The following is a 23,811-nucleotide window of genomic DNA, read 5'->3' on the forward strand; positions in this document are numbered from 1 at the left end:
CCCGTCGACCCATGCGCGCTTCCGGCCACGCCCCCCGTGTTTCCCTGCTTGCTGTGTTGCTCACCGCTGCCGTCCAGGCCATGGCCGCCGAACCTGCACCTGCCGACGACGCACGCACGCTGGATCAGGTGCAGGTGATCGGCCAGGCCACCAGCTACGCCAAGACCACGGTGAGCCAGGAAACCCTCAACCGCCAGCAGGTCATCAGCAGCGTCAACAACGCGCTCAATGAACTGCCGGGCGTGGTGGTGAGCGAAGCCGATGCCACCGGCTCGTCGGTATGGGGCACACAGATCAGCATGCGCGGCTTTGTGACCAACCGCGACACGCAGCAGATCGGCACCACCATCGACGGCCTGCCCAACGGCGGTTCCGGCTACGGTGGCGGCTCGCTGGCCAACCGCTACATCGACACCCTGGATCTGGAGACCGTCGAGGTGAGCCAGGGCACCGCCGATATTTCCTCGCGGTCCAACGAGGCGCTGGGCGGCACCCTGAACTTCCTCACCAGCGACCCGCTGGCCGAACAGCGGCTGCGCATGGTGGTTGGGGGTGGCGACCACGACGCGCGCAAGTATTACGTGCGCTACGACACCGGCCTGCTCGGTGGGCATACCCGCGCCTGGGTGAGCGCGTCCTCGGCGCGCGTGAATGACTGGATCGACGGCACCGGCCATGTCAGCAATGACAACCTGGCCGCGAAGTTCGTGACCGAGCTGGACCGCTGGACGCTCAGTGGCTACGCCTCCTACAACGACGCTGACGAACCGGAGTACACCAGCGTCACCCCGGCCGCGTTTGCGACCAACCCCGACCGCGACGGCCTCACCGGCACGCTCACCGGCATTCCCTACCTGGACCAGAACTTCCGCTCCGGCTCGCGCGCGCTGCGTGAAAACACCTTCGGCTACCTGCGCGGGGCATTCGACAGCGGCAACGGCTTCAAGGCCACGCTGACCGGCTACGCGCACAGAATGGAAGGCCGCGGCGACTGGCTGCCGCCGTACCTGGTGCAGGCGCGCAACGATGGCGCCGGCCGGCCCGAGTCGGAGTACCTGGGCGGCAGCACCGTGTATGGCGGCAGCGCGCTGGGCCAGTTCTACTTCGTCAATCCCGATGGCAGCGCCGCGCAGATGCGCGCCGGCTGCGTACCGCGTGCCGGTTTCAGTGCCGAGTACGACCCCAACTGCTACGCCGCCGGCGTGCAGGGCGTGCAGTCCTACCGCCATTCGCACTACGACAACGACCGCGCCGGTGCCACCGCCGACGTGGAATGGACGCAGACGCTGGGCAGCGTGGACAACACCGTGCGCGGTGGCGTGTGGGTGGAGCAGTACGACCGCAGCGTGCGCCGCGACTGGCACCGCCTGCTCAACGTGGGCACCGACATCGGCTTCGACCACCAGCCGTACTGGGTGCAGTTCGAAGACCGCTACAAGACCAGCGAGCAGATGTACTACGTGGAAGACGTGGCGCGCTTCGGTCCGTTCAGTGCGCGCGTGGGCGTCAAGCAGTTCTTCGTGGACCAGAAGCGCAACCGCGTGATCGGCAATGCCGAGAGCGTGCGGTCGGATTCCAAGTCCGACCCGCTGCTGTCGGCCGGTGCCACCTGGACGTTGCCGGTCGACGGCCTGGAGCTGTTTGGCGGCTACTCGCAGAACTTCGCCGCCATTCCCTCCGGCGTGCTCGGTGAAACCGATGCGCAGCGCTTCGCCCGGGTTGAACCGGAGACCGCCGACAACATCGAGCTGGGCCTGCGCGTGAGCCGCTGGCCCTTGACCGGCTCGTTGACCCTGTACAACATCAAATTCGACAACCGCATCGTCTACCTGCCCGCACGGCTGGCCGACGGTATCGACTATCTGGACGAGACCGATGGTGTCTACGAGAACTTTGGTGGCGTGGAAAGCACCGGTCTGGAAGCGGCGCTCGGTTATGGCTGGGACAACGGCTGGCGCCTCAATGGGGCCTACACCTACAACCGCTCCAAGTACCTGGGCAGCGGCAACGCCGCGCGCGATACCGAGCTGGGCATCGTCGACGGTGCCCAGGTGATCGGCCAACCCAAGCACGTGCTGGTGGTGTCGGCCGATTGGCAGGGCGACAGCTGGAACGCCGGCATTTCCGGGCGCTACCTGGGCGAACGCTACCTGGATGCGTCCAATACCGCCAAGCTGCCGTCGGCCACGGTGTTCAATGCCAACATCGGTTTCGACCTGCAGAGCCTGTCGCCCCGGCTCGAGGGCGTGGGCGCCAGCCTGGTGGTGAGCAACCTCACCGACCGCAAGTATCTTGCCGGCGTGGACGGCAGCAATTCGGCCTTCATCGGCGCGCCGCGCACCGTCGGGTTCTCGGTGCGGGTCGACCTGTGAGTCCAGCGCGGCCACCGCTTGCCGACCCGGTACGCCGCCGCCTGCTGCAGGGCGGCCTGGGGGCGGGTGTGGCCGCGCTGCTGCCCAGCATCGCGCGGGCGGCGGCCATCGCCCCGCATGCACGCAGCGGCAGCCTGGAGGACGTGCAGCACATCGTGGTGTTCATGCAGGAGAACCGGTCGTTCGATCACTACTTCGGCACGTTGCCCGGTGTGCGCGGGTTCGGCGACCGCTTCGTCGCGCCGGCCCCACCGCTGGCGCCCGGGCAGCCGCCGCGCACGCTGTGGTTGCAGCCCAATGCCGCCGGCACGCGCGGCATCACGCCGTTCGCGCTGGATACCGCCGCGCAGTTCGGCCTGATGCGCGTGGAAGGCACCCCGCACACCTGGCCCGACGCGCAGCGCGCCTGGGACCACGGGCGCATGGCGCACTGGCCGGCTGCCAAGCAGGACCACGCGATGGGCTACTTCCGCCGCGATGACATGCCGTTCCAGTTCGCGCTGGCCGAGGCATTCACCGTGTGCGATGCCTACCACTGCGCGATGCAGGCCGGCACCAATCCCAACCGCCTGTTCCTGTGGACCGGCCACAACGACCCGCACGCCCGTGCGGGCGGCCCGGCCGTGGCCAACTCGCACGACAACTTCCCCGAGCTGGGCGGCCACCCGGCGTCGTACACCTGGACCACCTACGTCGAACGCCTGCAGCAGGCCGGCGTGCGCTGGCAGATCTACCAGGACATGGCCGACAACTTCACCGACAACCCGCTGGCCGGCTTCGCGCCCTTCCGCCAGGCCTGGCTTGGCGCGCCGGGGCATGATGCGGCGCTGCGTGCGCGTGGGGTGAGCACGCGCGGGCTGGCCCAGCTGCGCGAGGACGTATTGAAGGGGCAGCTGCCGCAGGTCAGCTTCATCATTGCCGATGCCGCCGGCAGCGAGCACCCCGGCCCCTCCAGCCCGGCCCAGGGCGCGGCCTACACCGCGCGCGTGCTGGACGCGCTCACCGCCGACCCGGCGGTGTGGAGCCGCACCGCGCTGGTGCTGATGTTCGACGAGAACGACGGCTTCTTCGACCACATGCCGCCCCCGGCACCGCCGTCGCGCGATGCGTCGGTGGCCGGTGGCTGGGCCGGTGCATCGTCGGTCTCCACCGACGGCGAATACCACCAGCATCCGTCGCCCGGCAACGAGACGGCCGATCCGCTGGACCTGCGTGGACGCCCGTACGGTCTGGGCCCGCGGGTGCCGCTGTATGCGATCTCGCCGTGGAGCCGTGGCGGCTGGGTCGACTCGCAGGTGTACGACCACACCTCGGTGATCCGCCTGATCGAACGCCGCTTCGGCGTGGCCGCGCCGGAACTGTCGCCGTGGCGCCGCGCGGTGTGTGGCGACCTCACCGGTGCATTCGATTTCTCGCAGCGCGACACGCGGCCCTTCGTGGCCTCGCTGCCGGCCACGGCGGCGGTGGCCGCACGCGCGGCGGCCCTGCCGGGCCGTACCGTGCCGGTGCTGCCCGAGGGCCTGCAGCCGGCACGGCAGGAACCCGGGGTGCGCCCGGCACGTGCGCTGCCGTATCGCCCGCAGGTGGATATCGCGCTGGACGACGACCACATCCGCCTCGACCTGGCCTGCGATGGCGCCGCAGCGGTACTGCACGTCTACGACCGCACGCAGCTGGGGGCGATCCCGCGCCGTTACACGCTGGCCCCGGGCATGCCGCAGCACGCGCGCTGGGCGATGGATGCGCAGCGCGGCTACGACCTGTGGCTGCTCGGCCCCAACGGCTTCCACCGCCACTACCGCGGCCAGCCCGGCACCGCCGCGCCGCTGCAGGCACGCATCGACCGCGACGGCGACCGCCTGCAGCTGTGGCTGCACAACCCCGGCACGGCGGCGCTGGCGGTCAGCGTGCGCCCGGGGGCCTATGTCGATGCCGCCCCGGACAGGCAGCTGCAGCTGGCGCCCGGTGCGCGCACCGCACTGCACTGGGATGCCGCCGCCAGTGGCGGCTGGTACGACCTGCATGTCGAGCAGCCCGGGGCCTCCCAGCGCCTGGCCGGGCGCGTGGAAGACGGCCGGCCGGGCAGCACCGACCCGGCCATGGGCACCGAGCCGATGCGCCTGCTGCTGGACTGAGGGCTACGCCGACGCGCTGTCAGGCGGGACCGCGGGCGGCCGATTCGATCATCTTCCAGCCGTTGCCGGACGGATCGCGGAAACCGGCATCCACCGTGCCGTAGCGCTCCACCGGTGCCTGGGTGAATTCGACACCGGCCGCGCTCAGCCGCTGGTAGGCCGCACGGCAGTCGTCCACGGCCAGCACCAGGGCCGGCATGGCGCCCTTGGCCACCAGGGCCGCCAGGGCCTGTGCGGTGGCGGCGTCATGCACCGGCGGACCCGGCACGAACAGGCCCAGCTGGAACGCGGGCTGGTCCGGGTGCTGGACGGTCAGCCAGCGGTACGGGCCATTGCGCACGTCGGTGTGGATCTTGAACCCCAGCGCGTCGACGTAGAACGCCACCGCTTCGTCCTGGTCGCGCACGTACACGCCGACCACCTCGATACCCTGTGTCATGGAACCTCCGTTGGTTGAGGCTCTGTTGTACCGGCCCCTTCGCGCTGGCGCTTCTCCGAAACTGAGGTGGTGAGGTCCGGGCGCCGGGCGGCGCGCAGGATGCACTCGGGGGTGCTGCCCGGTGACGCCTGCGCCGGTGCCGTATCGCGCAGGTCGCCGGGACACTGCCCGGTGATGTCGCGGAACACCCGGCCGAACGTGCCCAGACTGCTCCAACCGGTCTGGTAGGCGATCTCGGTGATGGGCAGGTCGGTGTCGCGGCACAGCGCCACCGCCCGCTCGATGCGGCGGCTCAGCAGGTAGCGGTGCGGCGGCAGGCCGAAGGCCAGCCGGAACTGGCGCGCGAAGTAGGCCTCGGAGGTGGCACTCACCTCGGCCAGGCGCCGGACCGGCCAGGCCTCGTGCGGTGCCTGGTCCATCCGGTCCTTGGCCCGCAGCAGGCGTCGCAGCAGTGCAGGACTCTGGGTCATGGGCTTCCTCCGCCCGGCGATGCTACGACCGGGCGCGTCCGCCAGCAAGGCGCCGTCAGCGGCGCTGCATGGCGCCCGGTGCCTCGTCTGCTGCCGTCCAGGCGCGCAGGCCCATCACCGCCAGCCCGACGAACACCAGGTACAGCCCGGCGGTGACGTCCAGCGACTTGACCAGGTACATGCCCACATAGACCACGTCGACGATGATCCACAGCCACCACGTGGCGATATGGCGACGTGCCTGCCACCACTGCGCCACCAGGCTCAGCGCGGCGAGCATGGCATCCAGCCAGGGCAGCGCGGCATCGGTCCAGGTGTGCATGGCGGCGCCCAGCGCGATGCCGAACACCACGCCCAGACCAAGATCGCGCAGCAGCTGCCGGCGCGGCAGCGGCGCGATCACGATCGCACCGTCCTGCTGCGCGTGCCGGCGCCAGCTCAGCCAGCCGTACAGCAGGAAGCCGCCGAACACGACCTGCAGCAGCGTGTCCGAATACAGCTTGGCCTCGATGAACACCACCGCATACAGTGCCACCGCCACCAGCCCCACCGGCCAGGCCAGCATGCGCCGGCGCGCCATCAACCACACCCCGAGGATGCTGGTGGCTACCGCCGACCATTCCAGGATCGCCGCGTTCATAGCCCGAACGTCACCGACAACCGGGCCTGGCGCGGCGCACCGGCGAACAGGTAGTAGTCGCCGGCGGTGCTGCCGGTATCGCGCCAGTAGAAGCGGTCGAACACGTTGTCCACCGACAGGTTCCAGGTCACCGGATGGTCGGCCAGCGCGTGCTTGAAGCGCAGGCCCAGGTCGACCACATGGTAGGCCGGTGCGCGCACGTTGCCATCCACCGTGGCGGCGTTGGCCGAGGCGTAGCGCCAGCCGCCGGTGAGCGACAGCCCGCTGGCGAACGGCAGCGCGTAGTCGGCATGCACGCTGGCGCGCAGCTTGGGCACGTTGACCAGCTGGTGGCCTTCATACAGCGCGGTGCCACTGCTGCGCGCGCGCGCCTGCAGCGCGCTGACGCTGGCGTTGAGCACCAGGCCGTCGGCAACACGGCCATTGGCGGTCAATTCCAGCCCGGTGTGGGTCTGCTGGCCTTCGGCCACGAAGGTGTAGCCGGCGTCGCTGCTGTCCGGCTTGGCGTATTGGAACGGCTGCGAGGTACGGAACAGCGCCGCGCCCAGTGTCAGCGCGTCGGCGGCGGCGTACTTGATACCCACTTCGGTCTGCCGCGACAGCACCGGCGCCAGGAACGCGCCGTCGTTGGAGGTCCAGAACGGGGCTTCCTGGCCCAGCGAAATGCCGCGCACGTAGCTGGCGTAGACATTCACCTGTTCGGTCGCTTTCCAGACCAGCGCGGTCTGCGGCAGGAAGCGCGACAGCGTGCTGTGGCGCTCGGGGGTGCCGCGCTTGTCGAACGCGCGCTCATCCAGGCGCACGAACCGGCCACCGGCCAGCCACTGCCAGGCATCGCCGAACTGCATGCGGTCCATCGCGAACACGGCCGTCTGCGCGCTGTCCAGGCGGCGCACCGAGGGGCCGGGCTGCAGCGGCGACGGCGCGAACACCGGCACCTGCGCGTCGTGGATGTTGGCCGTGCCGACGTACTCGTTGACGTTGCGGCGCTTGTCGATGGTGCGCTCGAAGCGGTCCGCGCCGACGGTGAGTTCGTGGCCGACGCGGCCGGTGCTGAAGCTGCCGCGCAGTTCGGCGCGTGCCTCCAGGTTGCGGCGGGTGTCGTCGGGGCTGCGGTAGTCGTAGATGTCGTAGTCGCCGTTGGGCGCGAAGTAGTTGCCCGGCACGCTGCCATCGGCACACTGCGCGGCGTAGTAGCAGCCGTAGGCGAAGGCCACGTTGTCATCGATCACCGACCGGCTGTAGCCGGCCGACACGCGCGACTGCCACTGCGCGTTGAACTGGTAGGTGTGCAGTGCGGTGATGTTGGTGCTGTCGATGCCCACCGGCCGCTGCCACGGCTGGTAGCCCAGCATGTGCTCGCGGTCCACCCCGCGCGGCAGTTCGCGCGCGCCCAGCAGCTGGTAGCCGGAGGCCGAGCGCTGCGAGCTGGTTTGGTAGTTGGCATCGACCTCGAGCTTGCTGCGGTCGCTGATCAGCCAGTCGGTGGCCAGCGAGTAGAAATTGCGGCGGCCCTCGGCGTGCTCGATATACGACTCGCTGCCGTCCCACGCCGCGTTCACGCGCACGCCCAGGCGCGGGGTCAGCCAGTGGCCGACATCCACCGCGGCGTAGCGCGAGCCCTCCGAATCGGTGCCCAGGGTGACGTTGCGGACCTCGGTCGGGCGCTTGCCGACGTAGTTGATGATGCCGCCGGGCGCCATCACGCCGGCGGCAAGGCCGGCTTCGCCCTTCAGGATTTCCACCTGCTGCACGTTCTCCAGCGCCAGGCGCTGCTCGCCGGTGGTGCTCAGGCCGTTGAAGCGGTAACCGGTGCCGGTGTCCAGCGGGAAGCCGCGGATGGCGATGTTCTGGTAGTAGCCCACCGGGGCGTAGCTGTCGCCGAGCGAGGCGTCGCTGCGGGCCAGTTCGGACAGGCTGCGCACCTGGCGGCTGTCGAGCAGGTCGCGGTCGAGCACGGTCAACGCGGCCGGGGTGTCCTTCCAGTCGCCACTGCCGAAACTGGTGGTCTGCACGGTGTCGGCCACCGGCTGGCGGGCCTGAACGCGCACGGCGGCAAGCTCGGTCGGGGAACGGTCGGGCGCGTCCGGGGCGGCGTCGCTGGCATACAGCGGCAGGGCGGCGCACAGGGCGGCGGTCAGCAGGGCAGGGCGATAGCAGCGGTTCATTCGATTCGTCATCAGCCAGAAGAGACGAAGCGACGGCGCGCACGCACCGACTCATCCGGTCGTTGCGCCCACTGCACAAAGCTCCCTACGCCGGTATCAACCGGATCAGGTTCCAAGGGACTCTCTCAGCCTGGTTTTGTCCAGGCACCCCCGCTTCGGCGACCATTTCACCACAAACGGCCCCGCGATGCCCGCCACGGCTCAGGCGGCGGCGTGCAGCGCCTGGAGCAGGGCTTGGCCGTGGCGGCCCTTGAACCACAGCGCGTGGCCCAGCAGGAAGGTGTGATAGGCCACATCCGCGTTGGCCGGCGAGGCGGTGATGCCGTTGAAGTACTCCACTTCGGACAGTGCAAAGTCCAGGTGCACGATGGGCAGCAGGTCGGCCAGCAGCTGCACCCGCGCGGCCGACACCGGCAGCACCTGCCGGTAGCCTTCGACCAGGGCCAGTGCAATGGCGATGCGCGCCGCATCGGTCTGCTGCTCCAGCGCCAGCCAGGCAATGGCATTGCGTTCGATCGCGGTGGCCAGGTCGAACAGCGCGCTGGTGGGCGAGGCCAGGCCGAAGTCGAACACGGTCTGCACCTGCGGGGCGTTGCTGTCGGCACGCCAGAGCAGGTTGGACACGTGCCAGTCGTTGTGGGCCCACAGCCGTGGCTCGGCGTGCAGGCGCCCGGCCAGGCCGGCGTGCCAGGGCAGCACCGCGCGCTGCAGGTCGTCCTGCCAGTGTTGCCGGGCCAGGTAGGCGGCCAGGCCGGGGCGCTGGCCCAGGTCGGCCTGCAGCATCGCCAGCGGGTCGGCGGCGCGGATCAGGTCGTCGCGTGCCACCAGCAGGTGGGTGCTGCGCTGGGGCGCGTGGTAGCCGGCCGAGGCCTGGTGCAGGGTGGCCAGCATGCGCCCGGCCTCGCGTGCGGCGGCGGGGTCGGCCAGCGGTGTCCAGGACGGCGCATCGCGGTACAGGTCCTGGCCGTCGCCCACGCTGTGCAGCTCGTAGGTCCAGCCGTCGTGCTCGGGGGCGGTCGCACCGTCGGCATCGCGCAGCACCTGCACCACGGGTACGCCGGCGGCCGCAAGGTGGGCGATGAAGCGGTGTTCTTCGCCCAGCGAAGCGGCGTCGCGCACGCTGTGGTGGTGGCGTTTGACGAATACCCGCCCGCGCCCGCTTTCCAGGAGGGCGGCCGCCGACAGGGGGCGCGGGCTGTGCCAGGCCACGCCGACCTCCGTGCCCAGCTGCGGGTAGCGCCCGCGCAGCCAGGCCACGTCGCGCGCATCGATGGCAGGCCAGTCGGCGGCCACGGCGTCGTTGTCCAGGCCTTGCACGAGGTGGGCGGTGTGGGTCATCGGCGAGCAGGCACAACGTGCGTCGGGGTGCGGGGCAGACAGGGTAGCCGAACGCACAACGGGCGGGTCATCGACCCGCCCGTTGAAGGCGCTGCGCACGGTGGTGGGGGCGGGGCTTACCAGCCGCGGCCGTGCTGGCGGTCCCAGTTGCGGCGATCGCGCTGCTCGCGTTCCCAGCGGCCACGGTCGTTGCGACGGTCATAACCACGGTCATAGCCGTAGCGGCGGTCATGGCGACGATCGTCATAGCGGCGGTTGTCGTAGCCACGGTCGTACCGGTGGTCGCGCTTGTCGCGGGTGGTCAGGTTGCCGATGGCGCCGCCGGCCACCGCGCCGCCCACGGTGGCCGCCGTATCACCGTTGGAGAGCAGGTGGCCGGCCACGCCGCCCACCACCGCGCCTACCACGGTGCGCTTGTCCTTGCGGGACATCGCGCTGGCGTCGCCGACGGCGGCCAGGCCGACCGTCAGGGCCAGGGCCACGGCCAGGCCACGAAGGCTGAGTGCGGAAATGTTGAGCATGTTCGGTTCTCCAGTCGGGTACAGGCCACGCTGGGGTTCCAACATTGTCGGAACATTGCCGCGCGGCCCGGGTGGGTCTGCGTATTCATCTAGCGGCAATGCGGATGAAGCGAGGCTGAAAGTGCCGGTGCCCGCTCAGGGTCCAGCAAGGTCCGGCGCGGGGGTCAGATCTCGCCGTCGCGCAGGTAGTCAAACAGTTCGGCATCGCCCTTGAGGCCGAGCTTGAGCATTGCATCACCCTTCTGGCGGCTGATCGTGCTGACGCTCTTGTGCAGCTGCAGGGCGATCTCCTTCACGGTCTGGCCGCTGCCGAGCAGGCGCAGCACCTCGATTTCACGCGGCGACAGCGGCTTGGTACCGACGTCATCGACCGTGTTGGTGCCGATTGCGTCAATGCGTTCCTTCAGCGTGCGGCTCACATACGGCAGGCCGCGCTGCACGGTCTGGATCGCCAGCGGCAGCTCTTCCATCGAGGAGGTCTTGTCGACCAGTCCAAGCACGCCGGTGGAGGCCACCATGCGCAGGATGGCCAGGTTGTTGGACACGCTCAGCATCAGCACCGGCAGGTCGGGAAAGCGGCGCCGGATCATGCCGATCATGGTGAACCCGTCAGCCTGCTGGCTGCCGGGCATCGAGTAGTCTGTCACCAGTACATCGCAGGGCTCGCTGGCCAGCGCGGCCATCAATTCGTCGGCGCTGCTGGCCTCGGCCACCACCACGCCCACGCCGCTGGATTCGATCACCGCCTTGGTGCCGATCCGGACCACCGGGTGGTCGTCGGCGATGATGATGCGAAGTGTCATGGGCTGGTATGGTTGCCGGGGCGGATGCCGCACGGGCCAGGCCGTGGGCGAGAGATCATTCTACGGAGATGGGACTGCATGCGTACTCCGGTTGTCCGCTGGCTGCTGCTGATCGTCCTGGCCTGCGTGCCGATGCTGGCCGCAGGGGCCGATGCACCCGCCACCGGCCCGACGCTTTCGCATCGCCAGAGTGAATGGCTTGGTCGGCACCCTACCATCATCCTTGGCCTGTACGACAGCGGCTGGCCGCCGTTCGAGTCCCTGCGCGACGGCAAGCCGGAAGGCCTGGGCTATGACTACCTGAGCCTGCTTGCACAGCGCCTGGGCATCCGCGTGGAGGTGCGCGTCTACCGCGACTGGGCGGAGGTGCTGGACGCGGCCTGCCGGGGCGAGGTCGATGTGGTGATGAACGTCACCCTGACCCCGGACCGCACCCGCTGCATGGTCTACACCCGCGGCTACGCCTCGGCGGCGTTGGCCGTGGTGGGTCGGCTGGACGATACCCGCACCTCGACCGATCCGGACCTGCACGGCCTGCGCGTGGTGACCGAGCGCGAGTTCGTCACCCGCGACCAGGTGCGCGCCCGTTTTCCCGGTGCGCTGCGGATCACCGCGGCCGATACGCTGGCCGCGTTGAAGATGGTCAGCGACAACGAGGCCGACGTGTACATCGGCAATGCACACGTGGCCAGCACCCTGATCCAGCGGCACGCGATGGAGCGGATCACCCTGCTCAGGCCCAGCGACCTGCCACCGGAGCGCCTGCACTTCGGCGTCCCCAACGCCGAGCAGCCGCTGGCCGAGGCGCTGGACAACGGGCTGGCGCAGCTGACCCGCGCCGAACGCGACGCATTGGCCCAGCGCTGGCTGGGTCCGCTGCACTGGTCCACCCAGTCGCGGCTGATCCTGGGCAACGCCGAGAAGCGCGTGCTGTCCACGCCCCTGCGCCTGGGCTTTGCGCCGAATGCGGCACCGCTGGCGTTCGTCGACCAGGCCGACCAGCCCAGCGGCGTGGCTGGCGACTACCTGCGCCAGCTGCGCATGGTCGGCGCGCATCTGGTGCGCGTACCGGCACACGACTGGTTCGAGGTGCGCGAGCAGATGCGCCGCGGCGAGGTCGACGCGATCATGGGCATTCCCAACGACTCGGCCTACCTGGGCGAGGGCTGGGTGTTCAGCCAACCCTTCATCACCGTGCCCAACGTGATCGTGGTGGGCAGCGGCAGCCCGTCGGTACTGGCCCTGGCCGACCTGGACGGGCGCAGCATCCTGCTTTCGGACCCGGACCGGTTGCGCGGCTACATCCTGCAGCACGCGCCCAAGGCGCGCATCGTGCCGGCGCGCAGCACCGAGCAGGCCCTGGAGCGGCTGGCCAACGGCGACGCCGATGCCTACGTCGGCAACCTGGCCATGGTCGACCGCATCGTGCGCGACCGCTACCCCGCGCAGCTGCACGTTGCCGCACCGGCCGGCTTCAGCGACCGCCTGTCGCTGGCGGTCAAGCGCGAGTACGCGCCGCTGGCCACCACCTTCGACCGGGTGCTGCTCAACCTGACCCCGCGCGAGCATGAGGCCATCCGTGGCGACTGGCTGTCGGCCGAATACCACAGCGACGTGGACTGGCGCGCGATCGCGCGCTGGGCGGTGCCGCTGTCGCTGGTGCTGCTGACCGCCATCGTGGTGCATGGGTGGGGCCACTGGCGCCTGCGCCGCGAGGTCGCCATGCGACGGCATCTCGAACAACGCCTAGCCGAGGTCACCGACAACCTGCCGGCCACCGTCTACCAGGCGCGGCGCGACAGTGATGGCCAGTTCTCGTTTCCTTACATTGCCGGTGACATGGAGGCCCTGTTCGGGATCAGCGTGGCCGAGGCGATGGCCGACGAAGGCTTGGTGATGGAGCGCATCGACGTGCACGACCGGGAGCGCGTGCGGCAGACGCTTGAGCAGGCCGTGCGCGATTTCACCGTGCTGGACATGGAGTTCCGCACCTGCCCGCACGGGGAGGTGCGCTGGATACGGTCGCGTGCGCTGCCCTACGCGGTCGACGACGGTGCCATGCTGTGGAGCGGCTACTGGGTGGATGTCACCGAGGCCCGCGCGCAGGCCGATGCACTGGTGGCAGCCAAGGCCGCCGCCGAGCGTGCCACGGCGGCCAAGTCGGACTTCCTGGCCACCATGAGCCATGAGATACGCACGCCGATGAGTGGCGTGCTGGGGATGGTGGAAGTGCTGGCGCACACGCCGCTGGACGGCGAGCAGCGGCGCATCATCGCCGTGATCGAGGACTCGGCGCAGATGCTGCGCCATATCCTCGACGACATCCTGGACTACTCGCGGATCGAAGCCGGTGCGTTGCCGCTGGAACTGCAGCCGGTGGCGTTGCGCAGGTTGCTCGACAACGTGCAGCAGCTGCTGTCGCCGCAGGCCTCGTCAAAGGGCCTGGCGTTGCAGCTGCACGTGGACCCGGCAGTGGCCCCGATGCACCTGGGCGACGGCATGCGCCTGCGCCAGATCGTGTTCAACCTGCTCAGCAATGCGATCAAGTTCACCGAGCACGGCGAGGTGTCCATCACCCTCGGCCTGGACGAAGACAGGGACGTCGACATCGACGGGGCGCAGCCGCTCTGCCTGCGCGTGGCCGACACGGGGATCGGCATTTCCGCCGAGCAGCGCGAACGCCTGTTCAAGCCATTCGCCCAGGCCGACATCGCCACCACGCGGCAGTACGGCGGCACCGGCCTGGGCCTGAGCATCTGCCAGCGGCTGGTGGCATTGATGGGCGGCCACCTCGACCTGCACAGCACGCCGGGCGAAGGCACTGAAGTGGTGGTGCGGCTGCCATTGCCGGTGGTGCCGGCACTGGAGCCGGGCGATGCCGCGCCGTCGGATCCGGACCGGGTGGCCGCCCTCCCGGCGGCGCTGCAGGCGTTGCGCGTGCTGGTGGTGGAGGACCATCCCACCAACCAGGCGCTGATGCGCTGGCGGCTGCAGCAGCTGGGCCTGGCCCACGATGTTGCCGCGCACGGGCAGGCCGCGCTGGACCTGCTGGCGAACACCCACTTCGATCTGGTCATCACCGATTGCCGCATGCCGGTGATGGATGGCTATGCCATGACCCGGCGGCTGCGCGAACGCGAGCGGGAAACGAGCGCGCCACGGGTGCCGGTGATCGCACTCACCGCCAGCGCCCTGGCCGAAGACCTGCAGCGCTGCCGCGAGGCGGGCATGGATGACCTGCTGGCCAAACCGGTGGCGCTGGCCACGCTGCGCCAGGTGCTGGTGCGCTGGTTGCCCGGCCACAGCGGCGGCGCGGTCGACGGTGTGCCACCGCCGCCCACCCCGGGCGGTGCCGCGGCCCCCAATCGCGCCGCCATCGTGCAACGCTTCGGCTCCGGGCACGTGGCCAGCGTGATGATCGACAGCATGCGCAGCACCACCGAGGACGACCTGCAGCGCGGCCAGGCCGCGCGCGCCGACGGCGACAGCCAGGCGGCCGCAGAAGTCCTGCACCGCATCGCGGGCGGGCTGGGCACGCTCGGTGCCATGGGCCTGGTGGAGCAGGCGCGCACATTGATGGCGCAGATCGACGCGGCCGGCGTGGAGAGTTGCCATGCCGACATCGAGGCCTTCGAACAGGCATTGCGCGATTATCTGGCGTCACTGCAGGCCACGTGATGGCTGCAGCGCGGCTCAGCGCGCCTGTTGCAGGTACTCGATCACCTGCCTGCGTCGCTCCGGATCGGCGGTGGCGTTGAGCATGCGCGAACCGGGCACCACGCTGGCCGGTGCGCGCAGGAACGCATCCAGGGTCGTCTCGTTCCAGGTGAGGTCGGCCTGGCGCATGGCGTTGGAATAGGGGTAGTCGCCCAGGCTGCCGGCACGCCGCCCGATCACGCCGTGCAGGTTGGGGCCGAACCGGTGCACGCCCCCGGGGGTGACGGTGTGGCAGCCGGCGCAGATCGCGAACGCGCGCTGCAGCTGCTGCTGGTGCTGTTGTTCGGGCGTCTGCGGCGCGCGCGCGCAGGCGGCCAGCCCCAGGCAGGCAACCAGCACACAGCACAGGCGCAGCAACGGCATCGTCGGGATCGTCGGGCAAGGGCGAGCGCAGATGATAGCCAGCGCCCGCGCCGCCGCGGCCTGCGACCAAAGGCCGCAGACCGGGGGCATCACATGCCGGTGTAGTTCGGGCCGCCGCCGCCCTGCGGGGTCACCCACACGATGTTCTGGGTGGGATCCTTGATGTCGCAGGTCTTGCAGTGCACGCAGTTCTGCGCGTTGATCTGCAGCTGTTCGCTGCCCTGCGCACCCACGAACTCGTACACGCCGGCGGGGCAGTAACGCGCTTCCGGGCCGGCGTATTCGGCCAGGTTGACCTGCACCGGCACGCTGGCGTCCTTCAGCGTGAGGTGGCTGGGCTGGTCTTCGGCGTGGTTGGTGCTGCTCAGGAACACCGAGCTGAGCCGGTCGAAGGTGAGCACGCCATCGGGCTTGGGATAGACGATTCTGGTGTGCTTGTCCGCCGGTTCCAGGCAGGCATGGTCCGGCGTGCTGTGGCGCAGCGTCCACGGCGGGTTGCGGATGCCCAGCTTGGGCAGCAGCCACTGCTCGATGCCGGTCATCAGCGTGGCCACGGTCTGGCCCTTCTTGAACCACTGTTTGAAGTTCTTGGACTGCTTGAGCTCGTCATGCAGCCAGCTGCTGTCGAACGCGGCCGGGTACGCGCTCAGTTCGTCGTGCTGGCGGTCGGCCGCCAGCGCATCGAAGGCGGCATCGGCAGCCAGCATGCCGGTCTTGATCGCGGCGTGGCTGCCCTTGATCCGGCTGACGTTGAGGTAGCCGGCTTCGCAGCCCACCAGCGCGCCACCGGGGAACACGGTCTTGGGCAGCGACATCAGGCCACCGGCGGTGATCGCGCGGGCGCCGTAACCGATGCGCTTGCCGCCTTCGAGGTGCGTGCGGATGGACGGGTGGGTCTTGAAACGCTGGAACTCCTCGAACGGGCTCAGCCACGGGTTCTTGTAATCCAGGCCGACCACGTAGCCGATCGATACCTTGCCACCGTCGGCGTGGTACAGGAACGCGCCGCCGTAGGTGTCGTTGTCCAGCGGCCAGCCGGCGGCGTGCACCACCAGGCCCGGCTCATGCTTGGCCGGGTCGATCTGCCACAGCTCCTTGATGCCGATGCCGTAGGCCTGCGGGTCCTTGCCGGCATCGAGCTGGTAGCGGGCGATCAGCTGGCGGCCGAGGTGGCCGCGCGAGCCTTCGGCGAAGATCGTGTACTTGGCATGCAGTTCCATGCCGCGCTCGAAGTTCGGGCCGGGCTGGCCGTTCTTTTCGATGCCCATTTCGCCGGTGGCCACGCCCATCACCGCGCCGTCGGCGGTGTACAGCACTTCGGCGGCGGGGAAGCCGGGGAAGATCGACACTTCCAGCGCTTCGGCCTGCTGGGCCAGCCAGCGGGTGACCTCGCCCAGGCTGACGATGTAGTTGCCGTCGTTGTGGAAGCACTCGGGCAGCAGCGCGTGCGGGGTGCCACGCGCGCCGGTTTCACTCAGGAACAGGAACTCGTCGCGGGTGACCTTCTGCTTCAGCGGTGCGCCGCGCTCGGCCCAGTCCGGGAACAGTTCGGTGAGCGCGCGCGGGTCCATGATGGCGCCGGACAGGATGTGCGCGCCGGGCTCGGAGCCCTTTTCCAGGATGCATACCGACAGCTCGCGGCCGGCCTCGATGGCGCGCTGGCGCAGGCGGATCGCGGTGGCCAGGCCGGCGGGGCCGGCACCGACGATCACCACGTCGAATTCCATGGCTTCACGCGGGGGCAGGGCGGGGATCTGTTCGCTCATGGGGGTGCGTAACTCTTGGGTAGTACCGTCGGCCGGAGCCGGCGGCGGTTGCCTGGGAATCGCGCGCGGGACACACGGCGCAACGGCTGGATCAGGTGAGCAGGGTACCGGGACGCGGCGTTTACGCCTAGATCGCCGACGTTGGCACCACGTCGCGACACCGTTCGCGGGTGTTTTTGTTGCGCTGCATCAATGCGCGGATGCGCGCGCGGCGCGCGTGCTGTCGCCCGGTTTCACGCGCTGGCTTCGAAGCCGGCGTGGTAGCGCACGTCGGCATCGGGGCTGTCGCCGCGCAACCGGCGCGCCTGGAAGAACGCGGCCGGGATGCCCGGCAGGCGCAGGCGCGGGTCGGCTTCGAACCCGAACCGCCCGTAGTAGCCCGGATCGCCCAGCACCACGCAGCCGGCGGCCTGGCGCTGCTGCAGGGCCTCGATCGCGGCGTGCATCAAGGCGCTGCCGATACCGCGACCCTGCTTCTCCGGTGCCACCGAGATCGGCCCCAGCCCGTACCAGTGCAGGCTGCCGTCGCTGAGCTGCACCGGCGACAGCGCCAGGTGGCCCACGATGCCATCGTCGTCTTCGGCCACCAGCGACACCGCCAGCGCGCCGGCATCGCGCAGCGCATCGACGATGAACTGTTCGGTGCCGCTGCTATGCGGGGCGTCGGCGAAGGCCGCGCGGGTGAGGGCATGGATGGCATCCCGGTCGGCGGGGTGTTCGTCGCGGATCCGCATGTCCGGCTCCTGTACGAGGGAAGCCACAGTGTAGGCCGTGCTGCGGCGTGCCTTGGCCCGGCGCGGCGCAGCGACCACAATGGCCCCCTGTTTGATCGCCATCACGCCCGGGTAGCCATGTCACTGAATCCGTATGACCTGTTTGATGTCCGCTCCCTGCTCAGCGACGAGGAGCGCGCCGTGCAGGCCACGGTGGCGCGCTTCACCGACGAGCGCGTGCTGCCGATCATCGGCGACGCCTTCGACCAGGGGCGCTTCCCGGACGAGTTGATCCCGGAGATCGCCGCGCTGGGCCTGCTCGGCTGCAGCCTGCCCGAGCAGTACGGCGGCGGCGGGCTCAACGCGGTCAGCTACGGGCTGATCTGCCAGGAACTGGAACGCGGCGATTCGGGCCTGCGCAGCTTCGTGTCGGTGCAGAGCTCGCTGTGCATGTACCCGATCTTTGCCTACGGCAGCGAGGAGCAGCGCACGCGCTGGCTGCCCGACATGGCCGCCGGCAAGGTGATCGGCTGCTTCGGCCTGACCGAAGCGCACGGCGGCTCCGACCCGGCGGCGATGAAGACGCGCGCGGTGCGCGACGGCGGCGACTGGCTGGTCAACGGCAGCAAGATGTGGATCACCAGCGGCCCGGTGGCCGACATCGCCATCGTCTGGGCACACACCGAAGACGGTATCCAGGGCTTCGTGCTGGAAAAGGGCATGGCCGGCTTCACCACGCAGGAAATCAAGCACAAGATGAGCCTGCGCGCCTCGCTCACCGGCGCGCTGTTCTTCGACAACGTGCGCGTGCCCGAGCGCAACCGCCTGCCCAACGTGCAGGGCCTGAAAGGCCCGCTGGGCTGCTTGAACCAGGCGCGCTACGGCATCAGCTGGGGCCCGATCGGCGCGGCGGTGGCCTGCCTGGACGAGGCGCTGAACTACACCAAGCAGCGCGTGCTGTTCGGCCGGCCGGTGGCTGCCACGCAGAGTGCACAGATCAAGCTGGCCGACATGGCCCGGCGCATCACCACCGCGCAGCTGCTGGCCTTGCAGCTGGGCCGGTTGAAGGACGCCGGCCAGCTGCAGCCGCAGCAGGTCAGCCTGGCCAAGTGGAACAACTGCCGCATGGCCATCGACATCGCCCGCGAATGCCGCGACCTGCTCGGCGGTGCCGGCATCACCACCGAGCACATGGCGATCCGCCACGCGCTGAACCTGGAATCGGTCATCACCTACGAAGGCACCGAAACCGTGCACCAGCTGGTGATCGGGCGGGAGCTGACGGGCATCAACGCGTTCTGAGCGGATCGGTAGTGCCGGCCGCTGGCCGGCATGGCCCAGGAAGGTGCGCAACATGCAACGCCCAGCACGAGAGGTTAGATGAATGAAAAACAATCTTGCAAAGACGCTGGTGTGGTTCTCGTTGGTCTTCCACGCCTGCGCGCTGCAGGCGGCGTTGGCAGGCAACCGGGACGGGGAGGCATGGACAGGCCAGTACTCGCAGCCGAGCGATCTCTGCACTGAACCGCGCACCGGACGTAGTTGCCGCGACGACTTCAGGGACGGCCTGTCGATCGTCGAAGAATCAAAGGGATACAGGGTTGAGCTGCATAGTACCCAGTCGATGCAGCATGTCTGCACATTTGTGCTGCATATGAAGCCAGTAGCCGGAAAGCTGATTTATGAGTCCGAACTAGGCGTCGTGGCTATCGAGAAACATGTGGATGCGCTGAGAGTCTCATCCGGCGGCATTGATCCCACTGCTACTGGCTTGGGCATGTGCGGTGCACATGCTGATATTGATGGTCTGGAGTTTTCTTCCCTGGGCAAGCTCACACACTCTGGGTGAGGCGATGGTGCCCGCCCCTGATTGATCCAGGCAGAAGGCATCCAATGTGCGGCTGTCGGGCTCGCTTGGAAGCGAGCCGAGCACCGCGGAACCGGCGGAGCGAATGAGCGCCGCCGGTTCCGCGCCGTCCCCCCGACGGACCGAGGAGCGCAGGGTACCGGTGCGCCGCACAAACGCGAACTACACCCCGCCGGCAAACCCGCGCTGCCGCCAAGCCTCGTACATCACCACGGCGACCGTGTTGGACAGATTGAGGCTGCGGTTGTCCGGCTGCATCGGCAGGCGCAGGCGCCGGCCATCGGGGAGCGCGTCGAGCAGGTCCTGGGGCAGCCCGCGGGTTTCCGGGCCGAACAGAAAGGCATCGCCGTCGGCGAACTGCGGGGTGTCGTAACGCACGCTGCCGCGGGTACTCAGGGCGAACAGGCGCTTGGGTGCAATGGCCTGCAGGGCGGTATCCAGGTCGGGATGTACCTGCAGTCGAGCGTATTCGTGATAGTCCAGGCCGGCGCGCTTGAGCTGCTTGTCGCTCAGGTCGAAACCGAGCGGCTCGATCAGGTGCAGCCGCGCGCCGGTGTTGGCGCAGAGGCGGATCACATTGCCGGTGTTCGGCGGAATTTCGGGTTGGAACAGGATGACGTGGAACGTGGGCGCGGTCATGGCCGCAGTTTACGCGGCTGCTGCGTATTACCGCAGCAACCGATTACGGACGGACCAGCACCTGGGCAGCGGTTTCCAGCGCCAGGGCCTGCAGATCGGCGGCCGACGGGCGCACCTGCAGAGCCGGCAGATTGACGATGACGTCGCGGGCAACGGCGGTGGCAGCGGCGGCCAGCGTGGCCACGTAATCGCGGTGGGTCACCTGCTCGGCCGCCAGCGCCTGGTACTGCTCGGCGGTCGGACGGACTTCGACGGCGGCCAGCGTGGTCACGCGGCGGCTGCCGGCCAGCTCGGCGCGGTAGTCGGCGATCAGGCCGGCGCCCGGGCGGACTTCCACCAGCGACAGGGTCGGAATGGCGCTGGTGCGCTCGATCTCGGCCTGGGCGATCTGGTCGGCGGACGGACGCACCTGCACGGTGTCCAGGGTGGTGATGGTGGCGGCCTGCACGTTCGAAGCAAACGTGGCGCCGGCGGCGAGGGCGATGGCAATGGCGAGGGTCTTGGTGTTCATGGCGGGCCTGTTTAGTGTTGGTGGGCAGTGGTGTGGTAGTAAGGTAGTACACCGATTCGGGGCATGCAAGAACAATTTCAACTTTTTCGTTTCGGTTCAGCGGGCAGTCATGTTGGATCTGTTCCTGCCTTTGCCACAGCCAGTACCAAGCAGGTGCCGTGCCAACTTTTTCTCGTTGATTCGTAAGGGTTTTTCGCCACTGACGGGGTGTCCGCTGTCCGGACACCTGTCCGATGGCGGTGCGCAGGTGTCCGCGCCCAGGCGTTCAGGCAGGGCCGAGCTGACCGCTGCCCTCGCCTTCAACCCCGAAAACACCCACGGGACCCGCAGTGACTGTTGGCCGATGCCGCAGGCGCCCGTCACGCGCTAGGATCGGCCTTCACTTTCATGACCAAGGAACCGGAATGACCGTCCAATTTCGCCCGCGTGCCGCGCTGCTGGCTGTAGCGCTCTCCGCCGCCCTGGGCAGCGTCGTGCCGGCCCCTGCGCTGGCCAAGCCCGCCACGCCGGCCAAGGTCGACATTCCGTTCGAGCAGTTCACCCTTCCCAATGGCCTGCGCGTGGTGGTGCACACCGACCGCAAGGCGCCGATCGTGGCGGTCAACGTCTGGTACCACGTGGGCAGCAAGGACGAACCGGCCGGTCGCACCGGCTTTGCGCACCTGTTCGAACACCTGATGTTCCAGGGCAGCGAAAACCACGACGGCGAATATTTCGAACCCTTCAAGCAGGTCGGCGTGACCGGCCAGAACGGCACCACCAATACCGACCGCACCAACTACTTCGAGAACGTGCCCACCACCGCGCTGGACATGGCGCTGTGGATGGAGTCCGACCGCATGGGCCACCTGGTCGGCGCGATCGACCAGGCCGCGCTCGACGAACAGCGCGGCGTGGTCCAGAACGAGAAGCGCCAGGGCGAGAACCAGCCCTATGGGCAGGTGTGGGACAAGCTGACCCGCGCCATGTACCCGGAGGGCCACCCGTACCACCACGGCGTGATCGGTTCGATGAACGATCTCAACGCCGCGTCGCTGGATGACGTCAAAACCTGGTTCCGCACCTGGTACGGCCCCAACAACGCGGTGCTGGTGCTGGCCGGCGACATCGACGTGGCGACCGCCAAGGAAAAGGTCGCCCGCTACTTCGGTGACATCCCGGCCGGCCCGACCATGGCCCAGCCCAAGGTGGACGTGGCCCAGCGCGAGAAGAGCACCCGCGAGGTGATGACCGACAAGGTGCCGCAGGCGCGTATCTACCGCGCCTGGAACGTGGCCCAGGTCGGCACCACCGATATCGACCAGCTGCAGCTGTTTGCCCAGGTGCTGGGCGGGGCCAAGTCCTCGCGCCTGGACCAGCGCCTGCTGCACCAGGACAAGCTGGTGGACAACATCAGCGCCGGTGCCTACAGCTCGCAGCTGGGCTCCAACTTCGTGGTGATGGCCACGGTCAAGCAGGGCGTGGACCCGGCCAAGGTGGAGGCGATCATCGATGAAGAGATCAAGCGCCTGGCCAAGGACGGTCCCACCGCCGACGAACTGAGCCGCGGCAAGACCGCCTTCCGCGCCGGCTTCATCCGCGGCATCGAGCGCATCGGCGGGTTCGGCGGCAAGGCCGACGCGCTGGCCGAGTGCACCGTGTTCGAAGGCGACCCGGGCTGCTTCCGCCGATCGCTGGCCAACATCGACGCGGCCAGCGCCGCCGACGTGCGCGCGGTGGGCGCCAAGTGGCTGGGCGTGGGCGACCACACCATCGTGGTGGAACCGGGCGCGCGCGTGGCGCTGGCCGAACTGCCGTCGCAGTCGCCCAAGCCGTTCACCGTGCCGGCCGTGGATGCCAAGTACACCACCCTGCCCAAGCAGGTCGACCGCAGCACCGGCGTACCGCAGACCAAGACCTTCCCGGAACTGAAGTTCCCGCAGCTGCACCGCGCCACGTTGAAGAACGGCACCAAGGTGATCCTGGCCGAGCGCCACGACATCCCGGTGGTGCAGTTCAGCTATGAGTTCCCCGGTGGCTTCACCGCCGACCAGGGCCGCAAGCAGGGCACCGCCAACTTCACCATGGACCTGATGGGTGAAGGCGCCGGCAAGCTCGGCGCGCTGCCCTTCGCCAACGCCGCCGACGCTCTGGGTGCCACCCTGGGCGCCTCGGCATCGCTGGACAGTGCCAGCGTCTACCTGTCGGCCTTGAAGGAAAACCTGGCGCCGTCGCTGGCCCTGTACGCGGACATGCTGCGCCAGCCGCGCTTCGAGCAGGGCGAGATCGACCGGGTCAAGGCGACCTGGATCGCCGGCATCCAGCAGGAAAAGGTCAACCCCAGCGCAGCCGCGATGCGGGTGATGCCCACCCTGCTCTACGGCGCCGGGCATCCGTATGCCATTCCGTTCACCGGCAGCGGCAACGAGGCGGACATCCAGTCGCTGACCCGCGACGACCTGGTCAGCTTCCACCGTGACGCGCTGCGCCCCGAACAGGGCACCCTGATCGTGGTGGGTGACACCACCCTGAAGGACATCGTGCCGCTGCTGGAGCGCCAGTTCGGCGACTGGAAGAGCACCGGCACCGCGCCGCAGGTCAAGGCACCGGCCGACGTGGCCCGTCCCACCCATGCCCGCGTGTACCTGATCGACCAGCCCGGCGCGGTGCAGGCCAACCTGTTTGCCAGCCAGCTGGTGCCCTCGGCGATGGACCCGGGCAGCACCCGCTTCGACATCGCCAACGGCGTGCTGGGCGGCGACTTCACCTCGCGCCTGAACATGAACCTGCGCGAGGAGAAGCACTGGTCCTACGGCGCCGGCAGCAGCGCCCCGTCCACGCTGGGCCAGCGTCCGTGGGGCGCGCGTGCCCCGGTGCAGATCGACAAGACCGCCGAGTCGATGCAGGAACTGCAGAAGGACATCCGCGACTTCGCCAGCGGTGCCAAGCCGGCCACGGCGGCGGAAGTGGCGCGCATCCGCAACATCCAGACGCTCAGCCTGCCCGGTGCCTATGAGACCGCCAGCGCGGTGCTCGGGACCATCAGCAGCATCGTGCGTTACCAGCGCCCGGACGATTACGTGTTCAAGCGCAAGGCCGAGATCGAGGCGATGACCCCGGCGCAGGTGCAGCAGGCCGCCGCCACGCTGGACCCCAACACCCTCACCTGGGTGGTGGTCGGCGACCTGAAGCAGACCGAGAAGGAAGTCCGCGCGCTGAACATCGGCGAGGTCCACGTGATCGACGCCGACGGCAAGGAAACGGCTCCGGCCGCCACCCCCGCCGCCCGGTAGTGCCGGCCGCTGGCCGGCTCCACGCGATCCCAACCCAAGGTAATGCCGGCCCCAGGCCGGCACCCTCGACAACGCCA

General features: G+C 69.1%; 18 protein-coding genes and 1 riboswitch. Of the genes, 6 read left to right on the forward strand and 12 right to left on the reverse strand.

Annotated elements, in window-relative coordinates:
• Positions 1 to 11: 11 nt before the first annotated feature.
• Together AC6CHL_RS12495 and AC6CHL_RS12500 are read left to right on the forward strand one after the other, a co-directional pair.
• A complete protein-coding gene (locus AC6CHL_RS12495; RefSeq protein WP_498294599.1) occupies positions 12 to 2,372 on the forward strand; it encodes a TonB-dependent receptor in 2,361 nt (786 codons plus the stop codon).
• The gene (locus AC6CHL_RS12500) at positions 2,369 to 4,507 is read left to right on the forward strand and encodes a phosphocholine-specific phospholipase C (RefSeq protein ID WP_498294601.1); all 2,139 of its coding nucleotides are present in this window, start codon (positions 2,369 to 2,371) and stop codon (positions 4,505 to 4,507) included. Before AC6CHL_RS12495 ends, AC6CHL_RS12500 begins: the two co-directional genes overlap by 4 nt.
• Positions 4,508 to 4,526: 19 nt before the next feature.
• On the opposite strand, the gene AC6CHL_RS12505 is transcribed toward AC6CHL_RS12500, so the two are convergent.
• The 7 genes from AC6CHL_RS12505 to AC6CHL_RS12535 all read right to left on the reverse strand — a co-directional run bounded on the left by AC6CHL_RS12505 (position 4,527) and on the right by AC6CHL_RS12535 (position 10,886).
• Positions 4,527 to 4,946, reverse strand: coding sequence for a VOC family protein (locus tag AC6CHL_RS12505; RefSeq protein WP_498294603.1), 420 nt, complete (start codon positions 4,944 to 4,946; stop codon positions 4,527 to 4,529).
• Positions 4,943 to 5,416 carry a helix-turn-helix transcriptional regulator gene (locus AC6CHL_RS12510; protein WP_498294605.1) on the reverse strand — a complete coding sequence of 158 codons (474 nt, stop codon included), beginning with the start codon at positions 5,414 to 5,416 and terminating at the stop codon, positions 4,943 to 4,945. Before AC6CHL_RS12510 ends, AC6CHL_RS12505 begins: the two co-directional genes overlap by 4 nt.
• 55 nt (positions 5,417 to 5,471) lie before the next feature.
• Positions 5,472 to 6,056: a nicotinamide riboside transporter PnuC gene (gene pnuC, locus AC6CHL_RS12515; protein WP_181406194.1), complete on the reverse strand. Its 585-nt coding sequence runs from the start codon at positions 6,054 to 6,056 to the stop codon at positions 5,472 to 5,474.
• Entirely contained in the window at positions 6,053 to 8,224 is a 2,172-nt protein-coding gene (locus AC6CHL_RS12520; RefSeq protein ID WP_498294606.1) for a TonB-dependent siderophore receptor, read from the reverse strand. Before AC6CHL_RS12520 ends, pnuC begins: the two co-directional genes overlap by 4 nt.
• A gap of 65 nt (positions 8,225 to 8,289) precedes the next feature.
• Positions 8,290 to 8,386: riboswitch (TPP riboswitch) on the reverse strand.
• 39 nt (positions 8,387 to 8,425) lie between these two features.
• Positions 8,426 to 9,562, reverse strand: coding sequence for a phosphotransferase enzyme family protein (locus AC6CHL_RS12525; RefSeq protein WP_498294608.1), 1,137 nt, complete (start codon positions 9,560 to 9,562; stop codon positions 8,426 to 8,428).
• Between the two features lie 116 nt (positions 9,563 to 9,678).
• On the reverse strand, positions 9,679 to 10,083 hold the full coding sequence (locus tag AC6CHL_RS12530) for a glycine zipper 2TM domain-containing protein (RefSeq protein WP_038691231.1): 405 nt from the start codon (positions 10,081 to 10,083) through the stop codon (positions 9,679 to 9,681).
• Positions 10,084 to 10,247: 164 nt separating this feature from the next.
• Positions 10,248 to 10,886 (reverse strand): response regulator, encoded by a 639-nt coding sequence (locus tag AC6CHL_RS12535; protein WP_448132717.1) that lies wholly within the window; start codon positions 10,884 to 10,886, stop codon positions 10,248 to 10,250.
• Between the two features lie 78 nt (positions 10,887 to 10,964).
• Here AC6CHL_RS12535 and AC6CHL_RS12540 point away from each other — a divergent pair, with 78 nt between their 5' ends.
• A complete protein-coding gene (locus AC6CHL_RS12540) occupies positions 10,965 to 14,564 on the forward strand; it encodes an ATP-binding protein (RefSeq protein WP_498294610.1) in 3,600 nt (1,199 codons plus the stop codon).
• 15 nt (positions 14,565 to 14,579) lie between these two features.
• Here the strand turns inward: AC6CHL_RS12540 and AC6CHL_RS12545 are convergent, their stop codons facing one another.
• The 3 genes from AC6CHL_RS12545 to AC6CHL_RS12555 all read right to left on the reverse strand — a co-directional run bounded on the left by AC6CHL_RS12545 (position 14,580) and on the right by AC6CHL_RS12555 (position 17,466).
• On the reverse strand, positions 14,580 to 14,966 hold the full coding sequence (locus tag AC6CHL_RS12545; RefSeq protein WP_463600143.1) for a c-type cytochrome: 387 nt from the start codon (positions 14,964 to 14,966) through the stop codon (positions 14,580 to 14,582).
• A gap of 89 nt (positions 14,967 to 15,055) precedes the next feature.
• Entirely contained in the window at positions 15,056 to 16,732 is a 1,677-nt protein-coding gene (locus AC6CHL_RS12550; protein WP_498294612.1) for an electron transfer flavoprotein-ubiquinone oxidoreductase, read from the reverse strand.
• 233 nt (positions 16,733 to 16,965) lie between these two features.
• Positions 16,966 to 17,466 (reverse strand): GNAT family N-acetyltransferase, encoded by a 501-nt coding sequence (locus tag AC6CHL_RS12555; RefSeq protein ID WP_051599017.1) that lies wholly within the window; start codon positions 17,464 to 17,466, stop codon positions 16,966 to 16,968.
• Between the two features lie 117 nt (positions 17,467 to 17,583).
• Between AC6CHL_RS12555 and AC6CHL_RS12560 the strand changes: the two genes are divergently transcribed.
• Both AC6CHL_RS12560 and AC6CHL_RS12565 read left to right on the forward strand, forming a co-directional pair.
• Positions 17,584 to 18,747 (forward strand): acyl-CoA dehydrogenase family protein, encoded by a 1,164-nt coding sequence (locus AC6CHL_RS12560; RefSeq protein WP_038691223.1) that lies wholly within the window; start codon positions 17,584 to 17,586, stop codon positions 18,745 to 18,747.
• Positions 18,748 to 18,829: 82 nt separating this feature from the next.
• Complete coding sequence (locus AC6CHL_RS12565; RefSeq protein ID WP_038691220.1) at positions 18,830 to 19,294, forward strand: hypothetical protein; 465 nt, start codon at positions 18,830 to 18,832, stop codon at positions 19,292 to 19,294.
• A gap of 180 nt (positions 19,295 to 19,474) precedes the next feature.
• Here AC6CHL_RS12565 and trmL read toward each other — a convergent pair whose 3' ends face one another.
• Positions 19,475 to 19,951, reverse strand: coding sequence for a tRNA (uridine(34)/cytosine(34)/5-carboxymethylaminomethyluridine(34)-2'-O)-methyltransferase TrmL (gene trmL, locus AC6CHL_RS12570; protein ID WP_498294614.1), 477 nt, complete (start codon positions 19,949 to 19,951; stop codon positions 19,475 to 19,477).
• Between the two features lie 43 nt (positions 19,952 to 19,994).
• On the reverse strand, positions 19,995 to 20,462 hold the full coding sequence (locus AC6CHL_RS12575) for an XAC0231 family protein (protein WP_498294615.1): 468 nt from the start codon (positions 20,460 to 20,462) through the stop codon (positions 19,995 to 19,997).
• A 404-nt stretch (positions 20,463 to 20,866) separates the two neighbouring features.
• Between AC6CHL_RS12575 and AC6CHL_RS12580 the strand changes: the two genes are divergently transcribed.
• The gene (locus tag AC6CHL_RS12580) at positions 20,867 to 23,734 is read left to right on the forward strand and encodes a M16 family metallopeptidase (RefSeq protein WP_498294617.1); all 2,868 of its coding nucleotides are present in this window, start codon (positions 20,867 to 20,869) and stop codon (positions 23,732 to 23,734) included.
• Positions 23,735 to 23,811: the final 77 nt, after the last annotated feature.

Source organism: Stenotrophomonas sp. GQ19, assembly GCF_059758695.1.